18 protein-coding genes are annotated in these 20,403 nt (G+C 47.0%); 9 read left to right on the top strand and 9 right to left on the bottom strand.

Translation table 11 applies throughout. The features are described 5' to 3' along the window. Positions 1-100 precede the first annotated feature (100 nt). The 9 genes from H6A34_RS09180 (at position 101) to H6A34_RS09140 (ending at position 9,045) form a co-directional block, all read left to right on the top strand. Positions 101-514: a hypothetical protein gene (locus H6A34_RS09180; protein ID WP_205105077.1), complete on the top strand. Its 414-nt coding sequence runs from the start codon at positions 101-103 to the stop codon at positions 512-514. Between the two features lie 73 nt (positions 515-587). Continuing rightward, positions 588-2,258, top strand: coding sequence for an RNA-binding domain-containing protein (locus H6A34_RS09175; protein ID WP_205105075.1), 1,671 nt, complete (start codon positions 588-590; stop codon positions 2,256-2,258). Positions 2,259-2,442: 184 nt separating this feature from the next. Next, positions 2,443-3,096 (top strand): hypothetical protein, encoded by a 654-nt coding sequence (locus H6A34_RS09170; protein WP_205105073.1) that lies wholly within the window; start codon positions 2,443-2,445, stop codon positions 3,094-3,096. A 303-nt stretch (positions 3,097-3,399) separates the two neighbouring features. Further along, positions 3,400-3,735 (top strand): helix-turn-helix transcriptional regulator, encoded by a 336-nt coding sequence (locus H6A34_RS09165; protein ID WP_205105071.1) that lies wholly within the window; start codon positions 3,400-3,402, stop codon positions 3,733-3,735. Beyond that, positions 3,719-4,552, top strand: coding sequence for a DUF6291 domain-containing protein (locus H6A34_RS09160; protein ID WP_205105069.1), 834 nt, complete (start codon positions 3,719-3,721; stop codon positions 4,550-4,552). The genes H6A34_RS09165 and H6A34_RS09160 overlap by 17 nt, the downstream gene beginning before the upstream one ends. Then, positions 4,488-5,093: a DUF6633 family protein gene (locus tag H6A34_RS09155; protein WP_205105068.1), complete on the top strand. Its 606-nt coding sequence runs from the start codon at positions 4,488-4,490 to the stop codon at positions 5,091-5,093. Before H6A34_RS09160 ends, H6A34_RS09155 begins: the two co-directional genes overlap by 65 nt. Positions 5,094-5,242: 149 nt before the next feature. Continuing rightward, positions 5,243-6,466, top strand: coding sequence for a tyrosine-type recombinase/integrase (locus tag H6A34_RS09150; RefSeq protein ID WP_205105066.1), 1,224 nt, complete (start codon positions 5,243-5,245; stop codon positions 6,464-6,466). A 569-nt stretch (positions 6,467-7,035) separates the two neighbouring features. Next, a complete protein-coding gene (locus H6A34_RS09145; RefSeq protein ID WP_205105064.1) occupies positions 7,036-8,352 on the top strand; it encodes a hypothetical protein in 1,317 nt (438 codons plus the stop codon). Positions 8,353-8,766: 414 nt separating this feature from the next. Beyond that, a complete protein-coding gene (locus H6A34_RS09140; protein WP_205105061.1) occupies positions 8,767-9,045 on the top strand; it encodes a PqqD family peptide modification chaperone in 279 nt (92 codons plus the stop codon). An 11-nt stretch (positions 9,046-9,056) separates the two neighbouring features. On the opposite strand, the gene H6A34_RS09135 is transcribed toward H6A34_RS09140, so the two are convergent. The 9 genes from H6A34_RS09135 to H6A34_RS09095 all read right to left on the bottom strand — a co-directional run bounded on the left by H6A34_RS09135 (position 9,057) and on the right by H6A34_RS09095 (position 20,367). Continuing rightward, on the bottom strand, positions 9,057-11,096 hold the full coding sequence (locus H6A34_RS09135) for an ABC transporter transmembrane domain-containing protein (protein WP_205105059.1): 2,040 nt from the start codon (positions 11,094-11,096) through the stop codon (positions 9,057-9,059). A gap of 89 nt (positions 11,097-11,185) precedes the next feature. After that, positions 11,186-12,925: a hypothetical protein gene (locus H6A34_RS09130; RefSeq protein WP_239480824.1), complete on the bottom strand. Its 1,740-nt coding sequence runs from the start codon at positions 12,923-12,925 to the stop codon at positions 11,186-11,188. 27 nt (positions 12,926-12,952) lie between these two features. Continuing rightward, complete coding sequence (locus H6A34_RS09125; RefSeq protein ID WP_205105058.1) at positions 12,953-14,122, bottom strand: nucleotidyltransferase family protein; 1,170 nt, start codon at positions 14,120-14,122, stop codon at positions 12,953-12,955. After that, entirely contained in the window at positions 14,115-14,891 is a 777-nt protein-coding gene (locus tag H6A34_RS09120) for a glycosyltransferase family 2 protein (protein ID WP_205105056.1), read from the bottom strand. The genes H6A34_RS09125 and H6A34_RS09120 overlap by 8 nt, the downstream gene beginning before the upstream one ends. 34 nt (positions 14,892-14,925) lie before the next feature. Then, complete coding sequence (locus tag H6A34_RS09115; protein WP_205105054.1) at positions 14,926-15,828, bottom strand: glycosyltransferase family 2 protein; 903 nt, start codon at positions 15,826-15,828, stop codon at positions 14,926-14,928. A 2-nt stretch (positions 15,829-15,830) separates the two neighbouring features. Next, positions 15,831-17,150 carry a hypothetical protein gene (locus tag H6A34_RS09110; protein WP_338088648.1) on the bottom strand — a complete coding sequence of 440 codons (1,320 nt, stop codon included), beginning with the start codon at positions 17,148-17,150 and terminating at the stop codon, positions 15,831-15,833. Between the two features lie 35 nt (positions 17,151-17,185). Further along, positions 17,186-17,752 (bottom strand): acyltransferase, encoded by a 567-nt coding sequence (locus H6A34_RS09105; protein WP_205105052.1) that lies wholly within the window; start codon positions 17,750-17,752, stop codon positions 17,186-17,188. A 7-nt stretch (positions 17,753-17,759) separates the two neighbouring features. Beyond that, positions 17,760-18,920 carry a glycosyltransferase family 4 protein gene (locus H6A34_RS09100; RefSeq protein ID WP_205105051.1) on the bottom strand — a complete coding sequence of 387 codons (1,161 nt, stop codon included), beginning with the start codon at positions 18,918-18,920 and terminating at the stop codon, positions 17,760-17,762. A gap of 349 nt (positions 18,921-19,269) precedes the next feature. Further along, on the bottom strand, positions 19,270-20,367 hold the full coding sequence (locus tag H6A34_RS09095) for a glycosyltransferase (RefSeq protein ID WP_205105049.1): 1,098 nt from the start codon (positions 20,365-20,367) through the stop codon (positions 19,270-19,272). Between the last annotated feature and the right edge of the window lie 36 nt (positions 20,368-20,403).

Below are 20,403 nucleotides of genomic sequence, written 5' to 3'. Positions count from 1 at the left end.
TCGTTTATCCATTTGTATAGATTTTATTATCACCCCCGTTACACCAGGACTCGGGCACTCAAATCTACACAAAAAAAATCTATAACAATAGGTGAACTAAGTGGTCAATACTATTTTGGCCAGAAGGGTCAATCATATTGTAGCCAAAGGGGACAGTCCTGCTTGGCCAAAAGGGTCAAAGTCGCGTGGCTTTTCCAACAGGGTCATCCACATCTGTAAGGATGTGCTGAAATGGGACAAAGAGCCGTCGGGTACATGGGCGCGACACTCCTTTGCCACAAACCTGAAACATCTTGGAGTGGAAGAATTGTACATTTCCGAAAGCATGGGACATTCACAGGGAAATAATGTAACAAGCAGTTATCAGGATATGTACCCACTTGAAACAAGATTTAAATACAATTCCAAGCTGTTAAACGTTAACGAAGACGGGGACAATATCGACGTAGACAGTATGTCGCCGGAACAGATGAAGGCGTTGCTGAAGAAAATGTTAGGGCAAACCAACTTATAAATATTACTACGCTTTCCTTATTTCATAACATTTTATATCTTTGTACGTTGAAATCCAATTATAAATACCGATTATGACCAAACAGGAAATTTCCGAATACATACGAATCCAATACCCTCGTGAAAATGAAGGATGTGATTGGAAAGAATACAAAAATCTCAAGAACAGTCTTTGCGGACATGAAAGCGATGATGTGGTGTCGTATGTGTCCGCCATTTCCAACATGAACGGCGGTGCGGTAGTAATTGGAATACAAGATAAGACCTTTGATGTTATTGGTATTAAAGAATTTGGAACTTACACAATAGAATCTGCAAAGTCGACTATTGTTCGTCAATGCAGAAATCTTCCGTCTGAAGACTTGAATATTGACGAACTGAAAGCCGAAGATACTGGCGAGATTGTTTGGATTGTAACGATACCAAAGCATAAGCCAAGACTTCCGGTCTACGCCCACAACAAGGCTTGGCAACGCATTGGTGATTCGTTGGTTGAGATGACAGATAACAGGTTGCAAACCATCTTGTCCGAACTTATTATCACCGATGATTGGAGTGTCACCGTTGTTGATGGAGCGACTATTGACGACCTTGACCCTGAGGCAATAGAAAAAGCACGTAAGGAGTATGTAAAAAGAAATCCTTTCCGCAAGGCAGAAATCTCAGTATGGGATGACGCGAAATTCTTGGATAAAGCAAAAATAACGATTAACGGAAAGATTACACGTGCGGCATTGGTGTTGTTGGGCAAAGAAGAGAGCGAACATTTGCTTAGTCCTTACGTCGCCTGCATCCGTTGGTCGTTGCGTGAAGCTGGTTCGACACAAAATAAGGATTACGAGATATTGCCAATGCCGCTGCTCCTAAGCGTGGACAGGCTTTACAACAAGGTGAGAAACGTCAAATACAGGCTTGTACGCCCTGACTCTCTTTTCCCTGACGAAATGTTGCGCTATGATATGTTCAATATTCGCGAGCCGCTGAACAATGCAATAGCCCATCAAGATTACACGAAATGCGCGAGAATAGAAGTCGTGGAATATGAGGACGACCACATCATATTTCAAAATTACGGAACGTTCTTGCCAGAAAGTGTCGAGAACGTCGTAACGAAAGACTGCCCCGAGTCTGTTTACCGCAACCGCTTCCTCGTTGAGGCGATGCGCAACCTGAACATGATTGAAACCGAGGGCGGAGGCATAAAGAAGATGTTTGTGAACCAGCGCATAAGGCTGTTCCCGATGCCAGAATATGACTTGTCAGGTGGCAAGGTACGGGTAACAATAATAGGAAAGGTGATTGACGAGAACTTTGCACGCATCTTGACTGATAATCCCGAACTGCATCTTGACGACATCATGCTGCTTGACAAGGTACAAAAGAAGAAAGCCATAACCGACGAGCAAGCCGCTTACTTGAGGAAACACAAGTTTATTGAAGGGCGCAAACCGAACTTCTATCTTGCCCATAAGGTGGTGTCAAAGACCAAAGACGCGAACCTTAAAGGGCAATATATAAAGAACAGAAGTTTTGACGATGAATATTTTATGAAGCTCGTCCTTGAATATTTAAAGAAATTCGGCAAGGCTTCGCGGAAAGACATTAACGGATTGCTGTTCAGCAAGTTGTCGGATGTCTTGACAGAAAGGCAAAAGAGAAACAAGGTTGACTACCTCTTGAAGAAGTTAAAGGAAAACGGCAAGATTGAGTTTAACAAGGAACGGCTATGGAAACTGGCTGAATAATTCTGCAAGTTTTCTGTGTATTTTCCGTGAAAATTCCGCGGATTTTCCGCAAATTTGAGGGTTAAAATATTGATTATCTGATAATTACGAATATTTGTGACTGTGGCGTTTTCCGCAAAAATTCCGTAGATTTTCCGCAAAATTCCGTGACTTTCAAGCTCGTAAACACAAGTAAAAGACAGCAATGAAATTAAATGACAGAAGTTTCAAGGTCTTCATATACTCCGGTTTGGGAGTATCTATCCCGATTTTGGCCGTTGGGGTAGCCATGCTGTTGTCAGGTTATCGCATCTCTTCAGAGGCTAAGTTCTGGCTTTGGATAGTTGTCGTGCTGTCTGCCATTGTCATGGTGTTTTCCCTCATAAGGTTGTTGTGCGATTTCATCCCTGTAGAGAAAATATCAAGACGGCTGCGTAAGAATGATGTTTCAGTACAGGATTATTCATTAAAAACAAACGGAATTAAGACCAAAGATCAAGAAGATACAGACCATTACAGTGCGATGAAAGCCTACTTCATCAGGCAGTACGTAAATAAGGCGTATGTTGATGAGCCTGTGTTTGAAACATACGAGGAACTGTTCAAGGAAAACAGCGGTGGCAAGAATGTTGTACTTGCCTTTTATTGCGGTGCCGACACAAACATGAACTGGCTGATTTCAATTCCTTCCTACACCGAAGCGGTAAGGATGTTCGGCGAGGATGTCGTCGGGAGCAAGAACAATTACAGCGTGCAGAAAAGCAACCTGACAAAAGAAGAGCCGGACGAAAAGAAGCTGACGGAAATAAGAACGATGAAGCAGCTCATGAAGAAAATTATGGCAAGCAAGAAAAAGTAACCTCTTTATAATTTTTCATTAGGAACTGCCTCCTTTGGTTTATGCCATTGGAGGCAATTTTGTTTTTGAACTATACGGAACTTTGCAGAACGCCGTCGAACTTTTCTTGGAACACCGTAGAATTTCATGTTACTTTATTGCAAATCCCTGTGTTTGTGGCTTTTACCGTCGATTTTATAACATTGGAATAAATATCTTTGCATTGACGACTTTACGATGAAAACCGCCTTCTGCAAGGCGGAAACAACGCCGGTCAAAAGGATATTCATAAAAGATGATGTATTACAAAGCAAAACAGGTAAAATGGAAGACGAAAAAGCACCTTTTGGAACTCAATTAGTCATCATTACGAAAGCCGACCTTGACGAACTTATCAACAAGGCCGTAAATGGCAGCATCGCATTGAAAAACTTCAATGCTCTTAATGACGAAAAACGTAACACAGTCTTACCCGACAAGGAAAGATTCATAACAAGGGACGAAGCCGCGCGGATGTTGCATGTTGACCTTAGCACTCTATGGAGGTGGAACAAGGCAGGCATCTTATGTTCAAAGAAAGTAGGGCAACGCAGGGTGATGTACAAGTACACTGATGTTCTCGATTTATTGAATGGCAAGGCGTATGGACAAAAAGATTAAGAGTTTCGCCGTCTGCATCAGCAATGCGGAGGCCGTATCCTGCCTTGACGACGCTATGGCCGGACGTCTGTTTAAGGCTCTGTTTGATTACGCCTCAAACGGAACTGTACCGAAGTGGAGCGACAAGGCTTTGACGGCAGTGTTCAGTATGTTCAAGTCGCAGATAGACAAGAACGTTGAAGCCTATCAGGAGAAGTGCGAGAAAAACGCCATCAACGCAAGGAAACGTTATGCTACGGTGAATATAAACAAACCGAAAACCACTGAATGCGGTCACTTGCCACCGCATACGACCGCATCCCAACGGAACAGAACGGTTGCCGTCGCAAGCGAATGTATGCCAAACGGGGAAAATTATAATAGTAATTTTAAAGAAGAAAAATTAATTAATAATACTCTTGAAGACCGGAAAATAATTGTTCAAGAAGATATAACCAGTCAGCCCGAACACGACAAAGCATCTCAAAATGACCGTTCATTTGACTGTGTATGGGCAATGTACGGCAAGCCCGTGGGCAACAAAATGCAGCTTGAACAACAATGGAACGGGTTGTCTGACGAGGAGCGTGAAGCAATACTTGCCTATGTGCCTCAATACGTCGCGGCACGTCCTGACCCGAAATACCGCAAGAACTTCTGCAACTTCCTTGCCGGCCGCACATGGGAAACAGAACCGATAATACCAACGACTTATGGAAAATATAAACGGAACGCCGATACAATTTCCCAAACGAGAGAATGCGCAAGGGACGATGCGGCAAGACTCACCGAAGAACTCATCGCAAAGTGCAACACCGACTGCGAGGAAACAGTATGACGAACTTAGGCGTTTGTATCCTACAATCAAGGATTTCATGCTTGCCAACAGCCCTGACCGTCAGTTGGAAGTCTGTAACAATCCCGACAAATGCCACTTCGGCAGTTCTCCGACCTTATCTCAGCTGAACGCCTGTTACGGCGAAACGGCGGCTGAGGCGTGGCTCGTTCCCCAACTTTATGAGCTTGGCGACTTTGAAGGACTGAAGGGACAGGCCGACAGACATCAGCTTGCCAAGACCGCAAAGATAATAACCACCGAGTTTTATTATCTGAAAACAGACGAACTCATGCTGTTCTTCTATCGCTTCAGCGCAGGCCGATATGGCCAGTTTTACAGCTATTTCACGCCTTCAGTCATTATACGTGGCCTGCGTGACTTCCTCAAAGAACGTGCAAGAGCTTTCGAGCAATATGAACAAGCGGTGCGTGAACGCTCGTGGCAGGAGGCAAAACGCAAAGCCGTGACATACGAGGAATACATGGAGAATATGCAAAGGCGTGAAAGCATGGTTCCCATTAGTGAAGACATGGCAGAATAAGAACGGCATTTCCAGGGCGGTCGTGGCTGTTGGAGCATAAATGAAACTGACGGGAACGGTTGGAGTAGGTTTACGCCAGCCGTATTCGGCAGGCGGATTGAAAAGTGAGAAATGAAGAGAATAAATCCAATATAATAAAATTAAAGTGAATGACATCCATCAAGGTGAAATTTCGTCCTTCAGCCATAGAGGGCAGGGAGGGCAGTATCTATTATCAGGTAATCCACAAGCGGGCGGTCCGCCAGATAGGGACTGGCTTCCGCGTGTTTGACGCTGAATGGGACGATGATACGTCGTCCGTCAGAATCACGCCTGAGGCAGTAGGGTACAGGAAGCAGTATCTGTACAGCATTGCAGAGTGCATCCGCTGGGACATCCGTCGGTTGCGCATCATCATCGCGCGGTATGAAATGCTGGGCGCGACTTATTCTGTCGGCAATATCATAGAAAAATTTGGCAGACAAGCGGACGGACACACCTTATTCAACTTTATGCGGGGCCTCATAGGCCGGTTGAGGCAGCTCGGCAAGGTGCGCACGTCCGAGACCTATACCGCCGCCTTAACCAGTTTCATGAAGTTCCGTGGAGGGCGCGACATTCTCCTGTTCGACATTGACGGCTACACGGCGATGCTCTATGAGGCGTGGCTCAGGGCCAACGGCAACTGCCCAAACACCATATCCTTCTATATGCGCATACTCCGTGCCGTCTATAACCGTGCCGTAGAGAATAAACTGACGGAACAGAAATTCCCCTTCAAGCACGTCTATACGGGCATAGACAAGACCGTAAAACGCGCCATTCCGCTGAGTGCCATACGGCGTATCAAGGAGCTTGACCTTACCCGTAAGCCGCACCTCGGCTATGCGAGGGATATGTTCCTCTTTTCATTCTACACCCGCGGTATGTCGTTTGTCGACATGGCATACCTGAAAAAGTCCGACTTGAAGGACGGCATCCTGACGTACCGCAGGCGGAAAACCGGTCAGCAGCTTGCCGTCAGGTGGGAGGAGTGCATGGATGAAATCATCGCCAAGTACGGCAGCAACCCCACGCCACACCTTCTGCCCATAATCACCAACCCGTCTGCCGACGAGCGGACGCAATATCTCAACGCCATCTGCCGTATCAACATGGCACTGAAAAAAGTCGCCCGTATGGCCGGACTGGGCATACCCCTTACCATGCACTGCGCGCGCCATTGCTGGGCAAGCGTGGCCAAGAGCAAGAACATACCGCTCTCGGTCATCAGCGAGGGCATGGGCCACGACTCTGAGGAGACTACACGTATTTACCTCGCATCGCTCGATACAAGTGTGGTTGACAGGGCTAACAGCCTTATCCTGAGAGACTTATGCTTGCCAGGCAGGTAAAGGGGCGTCTGCTTACCGAGCTGAATTTGCGTAAAATAGAATTACATGTTTGTGATTACATCATTCCGACCGTTGCGCCCTCATTCGTAAAAGACGCTCTTTTGGCTTGTAAAAGGCCACCTTTCGCAGCCTGAAAGAGCACCTTTTACAAGCCAAAAGGCCGTCTTTTATGAATTAACGTAAAGCATAATTATGCACGATAATTCATGCCGGTGACTATTTGTCACCTCTTTGTGACTTGTTGTCACCTGTTAATCCCCGTAGTCTTTCTCTTTTATTAAATAATGTGATAACTTTGCAACCAAAATGCGAAAACTGAATTTAATAGAAAGGAGAATGTCAATGAGAAAAAAGTATGTAAAGCCAACAATAAAATCTGTGGAATGGAAGTTCCAGAACCCGGTGTGTAGTACGGCGTACTGTGGTAGCCCGTGCATACACGTAATAAACAACGACGGAAGCGGGACTCGAATTGACCATTTCCAAACATGGGAGACCATGCCAGGAGAAGGATGGCACGATTGGACGCCAAACAGTTAATTATAAAATGACATTTTAACGAGTAGATTATGAAACATATAAATATAATTATTGCGCTTGCCTTGTGCTTCATATTGGGAGCTTGCTCAAATGAAGAAAACTATTTTGAAGACGGAACGACAGGACAAGCCGTGCCTGGTACTTATTATGGAGACCTGCTATTAACCGCCGACAGTAGTAAAAATGCCAATATGATAACGAGAGGCGGCCCTGATGAAAGTGGAAAATTTACGGATGCTTATCCTTACAAATACATTTATCTCCATAGCGCAGACAATTTAACAGACGCTGAAGGACATAAGTCTATCCGCATACCATTGCAAGATGTTGAATACTGTGACGGATGTCAAGGCATCCATCTCGAGGTTACGGTCTTAGATAATGAAGAAGGATACACCATAAGTACCAAAGACGGACAATCCATTACATTGGGAAACACTGATGAAGTATATTTCTCAACAGTGCCTGGCACTTACTGGGAACCAACTATATTAGAAGATGGAGGTTCTCCTGTTTCAGGTAGGGATGTGTTCGTGCAAGACGATGAAGTTAATAAGGAACTGTTAAGAAGTGCCTTGGACTATAGTAAAGAAGAACTTATTGCACTTCTTCAAGAAGGCGAACCACATATCGATATGGAACGCCATTGCACAGCGTTCAAGACATTCCTCATGTTTACAGACGTGAAAGGCGGTGAAGATGGATATTACAATATAACTTCATCGGAGTGGATTGAAACTATGGGTGGCGAACAATTTGCTCCTGAAAATTTCTATATAAAACTTTACATCGGACCGAACTTCACCGACAAATATAATGTATTTAGCGATAATACAGACAATGCCGAAGGAGGGTTTTATGTGACCAATAACCAACAATACGTTCAATTCACTACATCACGCAATGGATATAGTGGAGAGACAGACACAGATGGGGACGGACATTTTGACGGTTATATCGATTATACGTATCGCGGATATGGGTATCAAACCCAAGCAGGAAATTATTTATTCTCCCCGTTAAATACAAATATACCTGTTGAAGAGTTCTCCATTTACGCATTCATTAAATACACACCTGACATAAAGCAAGAAGCAAGCGATTTTTTGACAAGCGACGTTGGTGCTAAATGGTTCAAAGTACAAGTTCCACGAATGACACTGGAAACGAATACAGTGCACTGGATTACGTTGGCTTTTGACATAAACAACCTGAAAGAAGCATTTAACCCAAGTTCAACAAGTGCTGCGTCGGCAAGTGCGGCTTTGGCAAAGACAAGAAATCAAGGGCTGCCTACGAAGATGGAGCTGAACCATCCGATAAAGATAATCAACATTCAACAATAAGAATAACAAATAGTCTGACACGATAAAAGGTTGCGCCGCTATATGCAGCACAACCTTTTATTATTAAATACGCACGAGTTTGGCATAAACCCGGCATTTGGGAACAATCGGCAGCAGGGCAAAGCGAGGGCACTTACCCACAAAATCGCCACGAATTACCCAACCTGTAGGGACGCTCGGTCTGAGCGTCCGGCATATCAACACTTGGCGCGGAGGGGCGTTTACGACATTACCCGGACGCTCAGACCGAGCGTCCCTACACGCGGATGCGGGCTAACCGCCGACGGACGAAAGCATGGACGGCACGGACTATCACCGACAAAGGCTGAAGGCAGCTTAACAAAAGCCACAATGCGCCATGCGGAACGGACGCCAGACACAGGCAAACATGAACCGAAACTAATAAACAAAGCAATGAAAGCAAAGATAAAGGAAGGGCTCCTAATCAGGAGCATCGCGGGCGAACACGTGCTGATAGACGCAAGCGGAGAGGTAGACTTCTCGAAAATGGAGATGCTGAACGACACAGCCGTAAGCATAATAAAAGCCATGCAGGAGGGCGTCTGCACGGCTGAGGAACTTGCGGCGCGGCTCGCCGCCGAGTATGACGTAACTGTAGACCAGGCTCTTGCCGACATCAGCGACCTGCTTACGGCGATGAGTGCTAAGGGACTTGTCACCGTAAGTGACTGACGGCCGTCGGGCTAAAGCCGCAGCACGGCGTCGCAGGCGGCGGCTACGGCCTCGTGATGGGTTACGATGATGAACGTCTTGCCGCGGCACTCGCGGCGCAGATTGCCTATAAGGCGGCTCTCGGTGGCTACGTCAAGCGACGATGTGGCCTCGTCAAGCAGCAGCACATGGCTCTGCCTGAGCAGGGCGCGCGCCACGGCTATGCGCTGGGCCTGCCCCTCGCTGAGGCGGCCGCCCTGCTCGCCGATGCGGGTGTCGATGCCGGCGGGCAGAGAATAAACAAATCCGGCCTCGGCCGCGCTGAGCGCGCGGCGTATGTCGTCATCAGTAGCTGCGGGGTTGCCCATCAGCAGGTTGTCGCGTATGGTGCCGCTGAAGAGGGTGTTGCCCTGCGGCACGTATGTAAAGTTGCACCGCGTCTGCGGCGACACGTCGCGGCACTCGCCGCCGCAGACGAGCGATATTCTGCCCGTGACGGGAGTGACGAAGGCGAGAAGCAGGCGTATCAGGGTGGTCTTGCCGCGGCCCGTTACGCCCACTACGGCCGTACAGCTGCCTGCCGGGAATACGTAAGAGAAGCCGTCAAGCACGGGGCGCTCACTTGCGTCGTAAGTGAAGGTGACATTATCAAGCACCACGTCAGGCACACAGGGCATGAGCACACGGCGCGATTCGTCCTCAGACGGCACCTGTTCGAGTTCGCGCAGCCTGTCTACCGAGGCGAGTACCTCGACCAGCGACGGCACAATGCGCGCCATGTCGAGTATAGGATATTGCACTTTGCCCACCAACTGCAGGAAAGCGGCCATCGTGCCAAATGTTATCGCGCCTGAACTGAGCAGCACGACGCCCCACGCGAACACGGCCAGATAGCCTATGGCGAAAGCCGCCGAGATGAAAGAACGTGACAATATGGAGAAGCGTGTACGCCCCATAATCTGTGAGCGCAGCGCCGACTGCTGACTGTCGAGCGTGCCCACACGGCCCGCCGCCTGCTCAAGCGCCTTTACGACGACGCGCTGTTGCAGGCTCTCCTGTATGGTTGACTGTATCAGGCTGTCGCTTTTACGTATCTGGCGGGTGTAGCGGTACATCTTCTTAGTGTAAAACCGGCCGGCCAACAGCAACAGCGGAAAGACCGCCACGACGAGCCACGGCAGCCACGGGTCAAGCAGGCAAAAGAACGCGAGCGCCACCACAAACTGCACGAACGACACGACAAAAGCCGGCAGCGAGCCTGACAAGAGGCTGACGACAGAAGCTGTGTCGCGCTCTAAACGGTTGACGATGTCGCCCGTATGAAACTGTTCGAGCTCAGCCCAACGGCCCGAAATGATATGCGAGAATACGTTGTGGCGCAAAGAATTGCCCAGCCCGATTTGCAGGCGTACGCCTACCCACGTGGCGGCCGCACTGCAAAGCAACTGAAGAATAATGATAACTGCCAGAATTATCAGGGCGGAAGCGATACTGCCTGAGGCTGTGCCTGTTGCCATGTCAATGACGTGCTTCGAGTAATATATGAAAGCGAGGGAGAGCATGACAGCCGTTATGCCTATGGCACAGCTCAGTATTATACCGCCTCGGTAACCTTTTGAGGCCTGTTTTATGTATCCTCCGTTAATCCTTAATTTTATCAGCAAACGCCTTAAAGACATGAACGCCGCCATAAACAGTGAATATGCCCGCCACACAAGGCCTTGCGCGGGGTAAGTTTTACCCTTGCGGACAAAAGACACGGCCACGCCGGCCACGCTGGCCACGTCGGCTGTTTCGGTCTGTACGCGGTTACCGTCACCCTGCAATACCAACTTGTCGCCTGAACGCCGGATGACGCGGTGGAGCACTACACGCTCACCACCGCTTACACGCGCAAGCACGACACAGCCGCGGCGTATGCTTCCGTCCTCGCAACGCCGTAAGGTGACACGGTCACGCCCCCCGACAAGGAACGGCATCATACTGTGCCCCTTGACCGTAACCGAGACTTCTTTCCCGCCAGCAAGCAAGGCGGAAATCTCATCGAACAACACTTCGTTATCAAAATCCATATCCTGAATAAGGTATTAATAAAAAACACAAATGTCCGCAAACGTCAGGACGATGTTTGCGGACATTTCAACGGGAGCCATGTGTATTGTTATTGTTTCTCGATCACATAGTTTATGCGCACTTTTACGCAACGGTTCAATTTTGCGTTAAGTCCGCGCGTACTCTTATCATTTACTGTGCTGATAGGATCAGTCAAAGCATTAAGAGAGAAGCTGTTACGGCCGATGTTCTTGAATACTCCACTGTCCTTGAGCCACTGTATAACGGTGCGCGCACGGTTATAGGCCAACGCCTTGTTGCGCTCAAGTCCTACATTCTCGGCATCCTCGCCGACGTAGTTGTCCTGACTTGTGGCCAGTCCTTCGGCCGAGACAAACTGTATACGTCCGTTCTCGAATATGTTTTTCAGCTCGGCAACGGTAGTAGTGTCGGCAAATCCCGAAATATATCCGCCGTCACCCTCAACGGCTGCGTAAATATCAGCAAAGCTGTACAAGTCGGCTTCATCGTCAAGTTTCATGTTCTGTTTGACAACGTCAAGTCCTGAATGGGCATTAAGACCGTAAGATGTACTTTCTTTATAGTTTTCAGCCGAAATCAGTTTTTGAGTTGAAGTCTCGTTATCAACACGGTAATACCAAGTTTTATCACCCGAGTAAATCGGTGCGTAGTAGAATCCGGCCTTGTTCTTAAACTCGTTCATGCTGGCAGCATCCATATCAAGAGAAATCGGTGATGATGACATTTCGTAACCACGCGCAATTCCGTCAGCCTCACACTTATTGGCTTTCACTGTTGGTAAATCCTCTGTCTTGAATGAGGCGAGCGAACGGCCCGAAGCAAGAGCCGAAGCCACGGCATCAGTATCAGCAAAGCGTTTCTGCGTGAATATGCCTGAAGCAAGGTAGTCAATGGCATTTACGCTTGAACCTTTTACGATAGGAGCATCATCACGGCCGGAATAGTTATTCGGGAAGAACACGTAGAACACCATTGTTTTATACTCCGGACAATTAGGTTCGGGCAGTATAGTGTTGGTGATATAGACAGGCTCTTCACATTGCAGACAACGATCCCAATGACGTTTCTTGAAGTAATATGTAAGACCAACGCTCAGGCCTACGTTGGCGTCAAACCAGCGGCTGTCCTCTCCGTTGGCTTTGTTGGTGATGCCGTCGAAGTTAGTCTGATATAAAATCGCGTGAGCCTTTACATCAAGGGAAATGTCTTTTTTCTTACTGAAGAAACGGCTGTATTGCAGTTCGAAATGTCCGCTCCACTCGTTGCGCTGGGCTGCTATGTCATAATGATGCAGCGCGCCGATGCCGACTGAAGCGATAAACTGGTTCATCAGCTTGTCTGACTCCTTTCCCTCATAGCCGCAGAACAGGCGCGAGAGGTTGAACATGGCATTGACGCTGAAGTCGAGCCACTTGTTCTTAGTCTTCCAGTAAGGCGTGCCGTCGTCGGCAGTAAGCTGTTCTCCGGTAGCCCACATGGTTTCCTCCTTACTGTAACCCTTGGAGGCACCCATGCCAAACTGTATCTTGGCACCGATACCAGGTGTAAACCACTTACCGAAACCAATCTTGAAATCAGGCGAAATCAATCCTCCAAACTTGCCTACACTACCGTAATCACCTGCAAAGGCATGAGCGCCAACTTCTCCGAACACGAACCAGTTGTCCCAAAATCGGTTGGTAACAATACGATAATGGTCGTCTGTCGGTTGCGGCTGAACGACCGATTCGCCACGGACAGTGTCGCTGACCACTGTCTGCGCACTGGCGCCGACGTACATCAGCAACAACGTCAAAATAAAAAACATTGTTTTTTTCATCATACGTTAAATTTATCAGTGAATAATATGAATAACTTTAAATGTTTTACAAACTACTGTGTGTAACCGTTTATAAGTTTTTCTGCATACAAAGAAAAAAGCCTCGGCAGGCATCAGGCGAAACAGACGAATACTGCGCCTTATCCAGAACCAGCCGTTGTGTACGATGCGCATAGCCGAAGATGACTCGCGCCGTCCCATGTCCTCACGCTGTATCTTCAGCATGTAGCCGTCGTCCATGAAGATAGAGTAGAGCAGGGCAACATCCTTATCGGACACGCGGCGGCTTGGCACAGGCATACCATAAAGGTAAACCTCTACAAAACTGAACAATACACGGCTGAAACGCCAAGCTCCTAATCGCCGAAGAAGTGATTCAAGCAGTGTTATGTCGAGATTGGCACGGCGTAACATCACGGCAACATCGCACACCTGCTTCAGCCCTATGCCGTAAGAAAGGACGTGACGCCGCAAATGCAACACAAGGCATGACAGATAAAACTCGGGAGCGTCACCCGACAGGCTGAACGAACGCTTTACGTACAACGAAGACTCGTGGCCGCTCATGCGCTTAAGGCGGGCATCGGCAAAGGGATTGTAAAGAGATTCGCAGGCGTAATGAAACTCTATGCGGTAAGGTTCGTTGCCGGGTAATGTAAAGATATTGCGTACACCTTTATTGGCTTCTGCCACTGATACAAAAGGCGCAAAGGCCTCAGGTTGCTCCACGATGATTTCGCCGCTTTCATAAAAGAAAGATATGCCGCAGCGCAGAAACAACCGTTCAAGCCTGTCCCAACCATTGTTGACAACAATGTCGATGTCGCCATTTCCACGGTGAAACGGCTCGGGATACCATCTGGCGACGGATGTCCCCTTGAATACCGATGCGGAAATATTCTCGTCGGCAAGCCAGTTGACCAACAGTTCTCCACAACGTGCCATCCTCTCGTTGATTATCTCGATACGCAGGGACATGGCTATCCATTGTTGCCAAAGTTCCTGCGGGGGGCGTAAAGACGTTAAGGCTATACCGTCAGCGACCAATGGCGTAACGGCATGGCGGCAAGACAGCAAAAAAAGTTTATCCCAAGCGCCGTCGTCAACGTTTACGTCATCAGTGTCAGCCCTTCCCCAAAGACCACGGCGAAGGAAATAAAACAATAAATGCTCGATGTCAGTCATCGTGAAACTTTTTCCGTAATTTTGCGTCTATGAACTGAGGCACTTTCCAGCCAATTTTCATCAGCTTGGTGGGAACACCAAGGAAACCATGAGACTTGTACATCCTTACATCCTCGGCCCATACGCTGGCACGACTGGCACCCCCGGTAGACAATCCGCCCATGCGCATCTTGACAAAATATTTATTGAGATATTCTACATGAAGATTGTTTTCATAAAGATAACGCACGAGAAAATCAGAATCTGACGCTATTTTATAACTTTCATCGTACAGGCCGCAACGGCGCAACACTTCTCGGCGGATATACACCGTAGGATGCAGCGGCAGCCAGCCGAACCGCACCTTCCAACGGTGGTAACGGCCGCTCACCCAGTTGCGCACAACTCTGTCCGTGTGTTCGGTATCAACATAAAGTCCATTGCCGTAAACAAAATCGGCACCTGTTTCATTGAAGATTCTTACTATATCAGATATTACGTGGGTATTGTAGAAGAAATCATCCGAATGTAGCAGTCCTACAATATCACCCGAGGCAAGTCTTATTCCTTTGTTAATGGCCTCATACATTCCATTGTCAGGCTCTGACAATATTTTAGTTATACGTTTCTCATTTTTGTATTGTCTTATTACGGAAAGCGAATTGTCGCAACTTGCACCGTCAATGATTAAATATTCTATGTCGGGATAATCTTGTGCCAGAACACTCTCTATGGTCTGGCCGATTGTAGACTCCCTGTTGAAACAAGAAGTTATTATTGAAACCTTCATCTTATTTAACTAATATAACCTTAACGGCAGCAGACTAAAGCCCGTACTCTTGCCGTATGTACGCTTTTATCTTCTCATCGTCGAAGTTGAAGCGTTTCTTTATCTCGTAAACCTTGGCGTCGGCCAAAGTCCTGTACCAAAAGCCTTGCAATATATGCCAAATAAACCCTTCTTTGCCATCAAGGAAACCGGCTCTAAAAACATACCGATAAATGAAATTAATGAAAGGACGGATAAATAGCGGGGATTTGGCATACCGTTTCTTAAGCCAACGCTTGCGCTGGTCTTCCGTACCGAAAAACTTTGCTTCAACGTTTGCACCTCGGTCATCAAGGCCATATTCAGCCATTAACAAGTCAGCCATCTCACGTGTGGCGTAACAGTTGTGTTTCTCTGTCCACCACGTAAGGTCATTCAAGTTAGCGTCCACTTGGTCTCCGTCGTCTACAGTTATCGTAGTGCCGTCAAACAAACATATATGCTCATCCATCCAACGGCATTCACACTCGCCATGTCCCCGCCTGAAGACCTTTAAATAATAAGACGGATACCACCCTCCATGCAACAACGGCCTCCCCATGAAATCGATACGCCTACGCACGAAAACACCATTAACACCATGGTCACACCGTGCAAGTGCAGTTTTTACAGCCATGCCTAAATTTCCGCTTAGATACTCATCTGCGTCGATGCGCCACACCCATTCAGAACGAATAGGACACTCATACAACCCGAAATTAAACTGTGATGAATAATTTTTCCATTCATGACGGCAGACTTCAGCCCCCAAATCCTTTGCTATTTCACACGTCTTGTCGGTGCTGAATGAGTCAATCACCCATATCTCTTCACACACGCCTTTTATTGAATTTATACAACGGGCAATATGCTTTTCCTCATTTTTTGTCAGAATTATCGCGGCTATTGAATTATCCATGATTAATTATTATTGTCTTTTTGAACGCCTGGACATTTTATCAGTTCATTATGGCGGGCTACCGCTTCCGGATAATTGCGCCGCACGAATCCGTCAACAGTCTTATACACCAGTCCGAGCCGTTCCGCTATTGAGCGCAGCGCCTCACCGGTAGTCGCATACAGGCGTATGGCTTCGGCATACCTCTCTTTACAGCTGAGTGACACGTTTTTACCGTTATCCATATGTACAATGTCCTTACGGCAAAGGAGTTCAGGATTATGCCTGCGAAGATACTCCCTGAATACATCTGCGTTCAGGCCAAACTCGGCCGCGACCTTTGCCGTCGGTCTTGGTCGCTGCCGGAGGCTTTCTATGGCCGGCTCATATTTAGCAGCCGTCGGTTTCATTCTGCGGCGTGCGCTGCGCAGGTCGGCATGTCCGTCAACATCGCCCGAAACGCCAAGACGCTCAAGTACCAGCTCTTTATGCCACTTATGCAGATAGAAGCGGAAGCCTTCCTTCGGAACGCCTGTCCGACTTACAATCTCCTTCATGGTTAGCGCGGTAGTTCTATATAAATTCAAAGCTTCGGCATACTTTGTCTCGGTCTTCACCGATGGCTGGTATTTACGGCCGTTACCCAGTATGCGGCCGTAGGCCTTCTGACCAGTCTTGGCCGCGGCGCGGACACGCCGTTTTCCCGTCAATACATCCTTATGGTAAAAGCGCAGATGCTGGCTTAGTCCGCTCTCCGATACCTTGCACCTCTCGGCTATCTCGGCCACGGTCATGTCGGTTGAGCGGTAAAGCTCCACCGCGTCGGCGTACTGGTCAACGCACACCTTGCGTGCGCCATGCCACACATTGTCGTTGACGCCCAGCTTGCGGCGCAACTCCTCGCGCCTGACAAGCGCTTCTGGGTAATGCACGCGCATGAAGTTGGCCAGTGCCGTGCCGTCAAGCCCGTACTTGCGCGCTATTTGTGACACGTTCAGGTCGATATAATCGAGCGAGTCACATGCCGCCACGGCGTCCTTATACTTGGCATGCGCCACGGTACTCTGCCCGCCGGCCTGTATAATCTTCACCGCAAGCGGGTCGCCGCCGTCCGTCCCAATGCCGTGACGGCGCAGCACCAGCTCGCGCCAGTACCGGCGCAGATAGCTGCCCAAGCCGCCCGCGCTCACCCCGCAGGCCCCGGCAATATTGCCGAGCGGCATGTCCGTGTCGGCATACAGCTCCACGGCCTTGGCATACTTGCAGTGCAAGGCGTGGCGGCGGAGCAGGCGCGAACGCTCCTTAGGCGACAACGCATCGTATGATTTACTATAAGTGTCCACTAATTTAATTTTGCAATAACACTTATGATTTATGGCTATTGCAACATTCTCTTCTTTATGTATACAGCCGGATTGCCGGCATAAATACAATATGGTATCGTATCCTTTGTTAAAACAGCACCAGCGCCTACAACTGACGCCTCTCCAAGATAAAGTCCGGGAAGGATTACCGCTTTCGCCCCTACAAAAACATTATCGCATACAACAATATCGCCAACAAGAAGAGGCATAAGGCGTGTTGACAAATCGTGCGTACCGTTACAAATATAGGCGTATTGGGCTATTGTGACATATTTGCCAATTCTGACGGGCCCAAGATTATAAATCTCACTCCTAGTGCCAAGTGAAGATTTATCACCTATCTCCAACAGCCAAGGAGCATAAATCCGGGCTGTAGGGGCGATATATGGCCGCCCATGAATTTTACATCCAAATATTTTCAACAAGAAAATGTGCCACCTGAAAAAAGGTTTTGGCAACCAACGTACAAAAAATGTCCAGACAAATTCCCAAACACGTATCAAAATAGCATCTTTAATGCTCCATGGACAAGATACAGCGCTTTTTTGATGTTCGTCTTTTCTGTACAACCTTCCGCTCATAAAATCACTAAAGTTTCATTATACGCATTTTCCCACAATCAAACCCTGTCGAATGTAAAGAATAAAGATTATTAAACAACAACAAATACTCTTCTGCTTTTGCCTCCACACTGAAAGAATGTGACGTTGTCACAGCATTCTCAGAAAGCAAGGCATATAAATCTTTGTCACATAACAATGAATTTATACACTTGCTTAGTTCATCAATAGCAAATGCTGAACAGTGATTGAAAACCAACCCGTTCTCCTTGTCACGGATGAAATCTTTGAAACAAGCCAAATCTGAAACTATCGTGGGCAAACCTAACGCCATCGCCTCAAGCGGAGCAACTCCGAACGTTTCCCCTTTGTCTGCCACAGACGGATAACAAAATATGTCCCCCTTGTCCATTTCTTCAGCCAGTTTAGCAGGAGAGTAAATCGGACTGACCCATTCAATATCCCAACCATCAGCCAATCTGTCCAATTCTTCTTTATAAATCCGGCCACTGCCTCCGCGCTCTACATCGTAAGCTCCAATCAATTTCAAAGACACCTTTCTGCATTTACGGACTTTATCCACCGCCTTTACGAGCAAATCAAGTCCTTTTTCCCTGTTGATGCGACCCGAATAAACCACACAAGGGACTTCAGGCAATATATGTCTCTTATGTTGGCGGAACACTTTTTCATCGACAAAATTTGATATTACGCAACACTTTCCCTTTACTGAAGGCGTTTGACGTACCAAGCTGTCGTAAACAGCCATCGACACGCAAGACAAGGCATCAACAGCTTTATAAAATCCAAATTGATGCTTGGGAAATCTCGCAACATTATATACAGACACTTTAAATTTGCCATTGAACAAAGGCAGCAGCACGGGTGACCATATCGTGTTAAGCACAACCACGTCAGCGCGTGGAGCATTCCTCAAAGCCTTGAACGAGTAAACGAAATCCAGCAGAAAGTCTTTCAACCAACTGCCCGTTCTTTCATATCCATTTACATACAAACAATCAGCATTTAAGCCGTTATCCGGCCTCTTACAAACGAAAACCACCTTTATTCCCTTTGACATGAAATAGTCGCCACAGCTTTTCCACATCTTTTCGACAGCTCCTATTGCGTGTGGAGGAATACAGCCAAAAGGAGACGTTATTATGTCTATGCTCTTTATTCTTGACATTTAACTCAAAACTATCCTAAACACATACATTACATTCTATGAATCATTACCTGTCAGGCTCGTGTCAACGCATTAAACATAAATAAACATCCGTCATCTGTCAGTTGCAGGAGTTTGCCGCTGACAGTCAGCCATTTAGCGGCTGACAGATACCAGAATCCTCTGTCAGGCAATAATCATTTGTATGTCAGTCAATTACAGAAAAAACTGACAGATGAAGGCAGAACAACAAAAAATATCACACATATTTATTAAAAAGCAAGTGCCGCTTTGCAAAAGGGCACATACCGCATTGCGAAAGAGCACAAATCATAACGCGAAACACGGCAAAACGCAACGCGAAAAGCCATCAAACAGACAGCCGCCCGTAAAGCCTGAACATTTCATCAGCCATACGTCTTGACGAATACTTCGTTTCAACAAGCCTCCGCCCGTTGCGTCCCATGCGCTCAAGTTCGTCATCGGTCAGCGCCATAAAACTCTTTATGGCCTCCACCAGACTGTCAACACTGCGCTCAATCCACCATCCGCAGTTCCACGTTACAAGGTCGCTCCACGGCGCCCCCTTAGTAGTGATAACAGGAGTGCCGCAAGCCAATGCCTCTGCCACTACTATGCCGAAATTCTCGTTTAACGTTGGTAAAACGAAAATATCAGCCTTATGGTATAGTTTCCATTTTTCATCACCATAAACAGCCCCCGTAAATGTTATTGTATTATTTAAATTCAACTCGCATACAAGTTGTTTTAAAGATTCAACATAAACGGTTTCACCGCTTCCGGCAATAATTACATTATATCCTATAAGCTCTTTCCCCAATTTATTTACAGCCTTGATTAATAAGTCGGCACCTTTATTCGGTCTGAGCAATGCAAGAAATAATATTGTTTTATTAAGTTGCCAATTGTTTTTTGTTGGAATGTTGTCAACGATGATACCTGTCGGAACTACATAAACGTTGTTGTTATAATTCAGTCGGAGTAAATTCTCTTTTTCTGTTTGGGCAGTAGCGACAATTGCGTCGGCCATTCTTAAAGCTCTTTTCTGGTATAACAGTAAAGCCGGAAGTTTCTTTTTCCAATAATTTTTTCTTATTACCCACGGTTCAAGCATCCCGTGCGGAGTTATCACGACACGATAACCTAATGACTTGGCCCAGAAAACGGTATATGAACATAATACTTCCCAACAACTGTTAATATGAACTACATCCGGTCTGACAGCATTCAATAAATCACAAAACTGTTTCTTCGCTTTAAGCAGATGCGTCAGTTTTCCGTCAATATAATGAATTGAGACATTTTCAATCGCCAATTCATTATCTGATTCATGACTTACGATATGAAGTTCGGCAATATTACCTAAATCATGTGCCAATAGTTGTAAATAATTTCCTACACCGCCAGAAGAACGGTCAATGCTCGGAATGTAATGGATTACTTTCATAAATCAACCATGTAATGTTTTTATAAAATACTTAAG

The organism is Marseilla massiliensis (genome assembly GCF_016899855.1).
Taxonomy (GTDB): domain Bacteria; phylum Bacteroidota; class Bacteroidia; order Bacteroidales; family Bacteroidaceae; genus Prevotella.
Note: the sequence above shows the minus strand (reverse complement) of the source record. Positions and strands in the feature narration are given on the sequence as shown.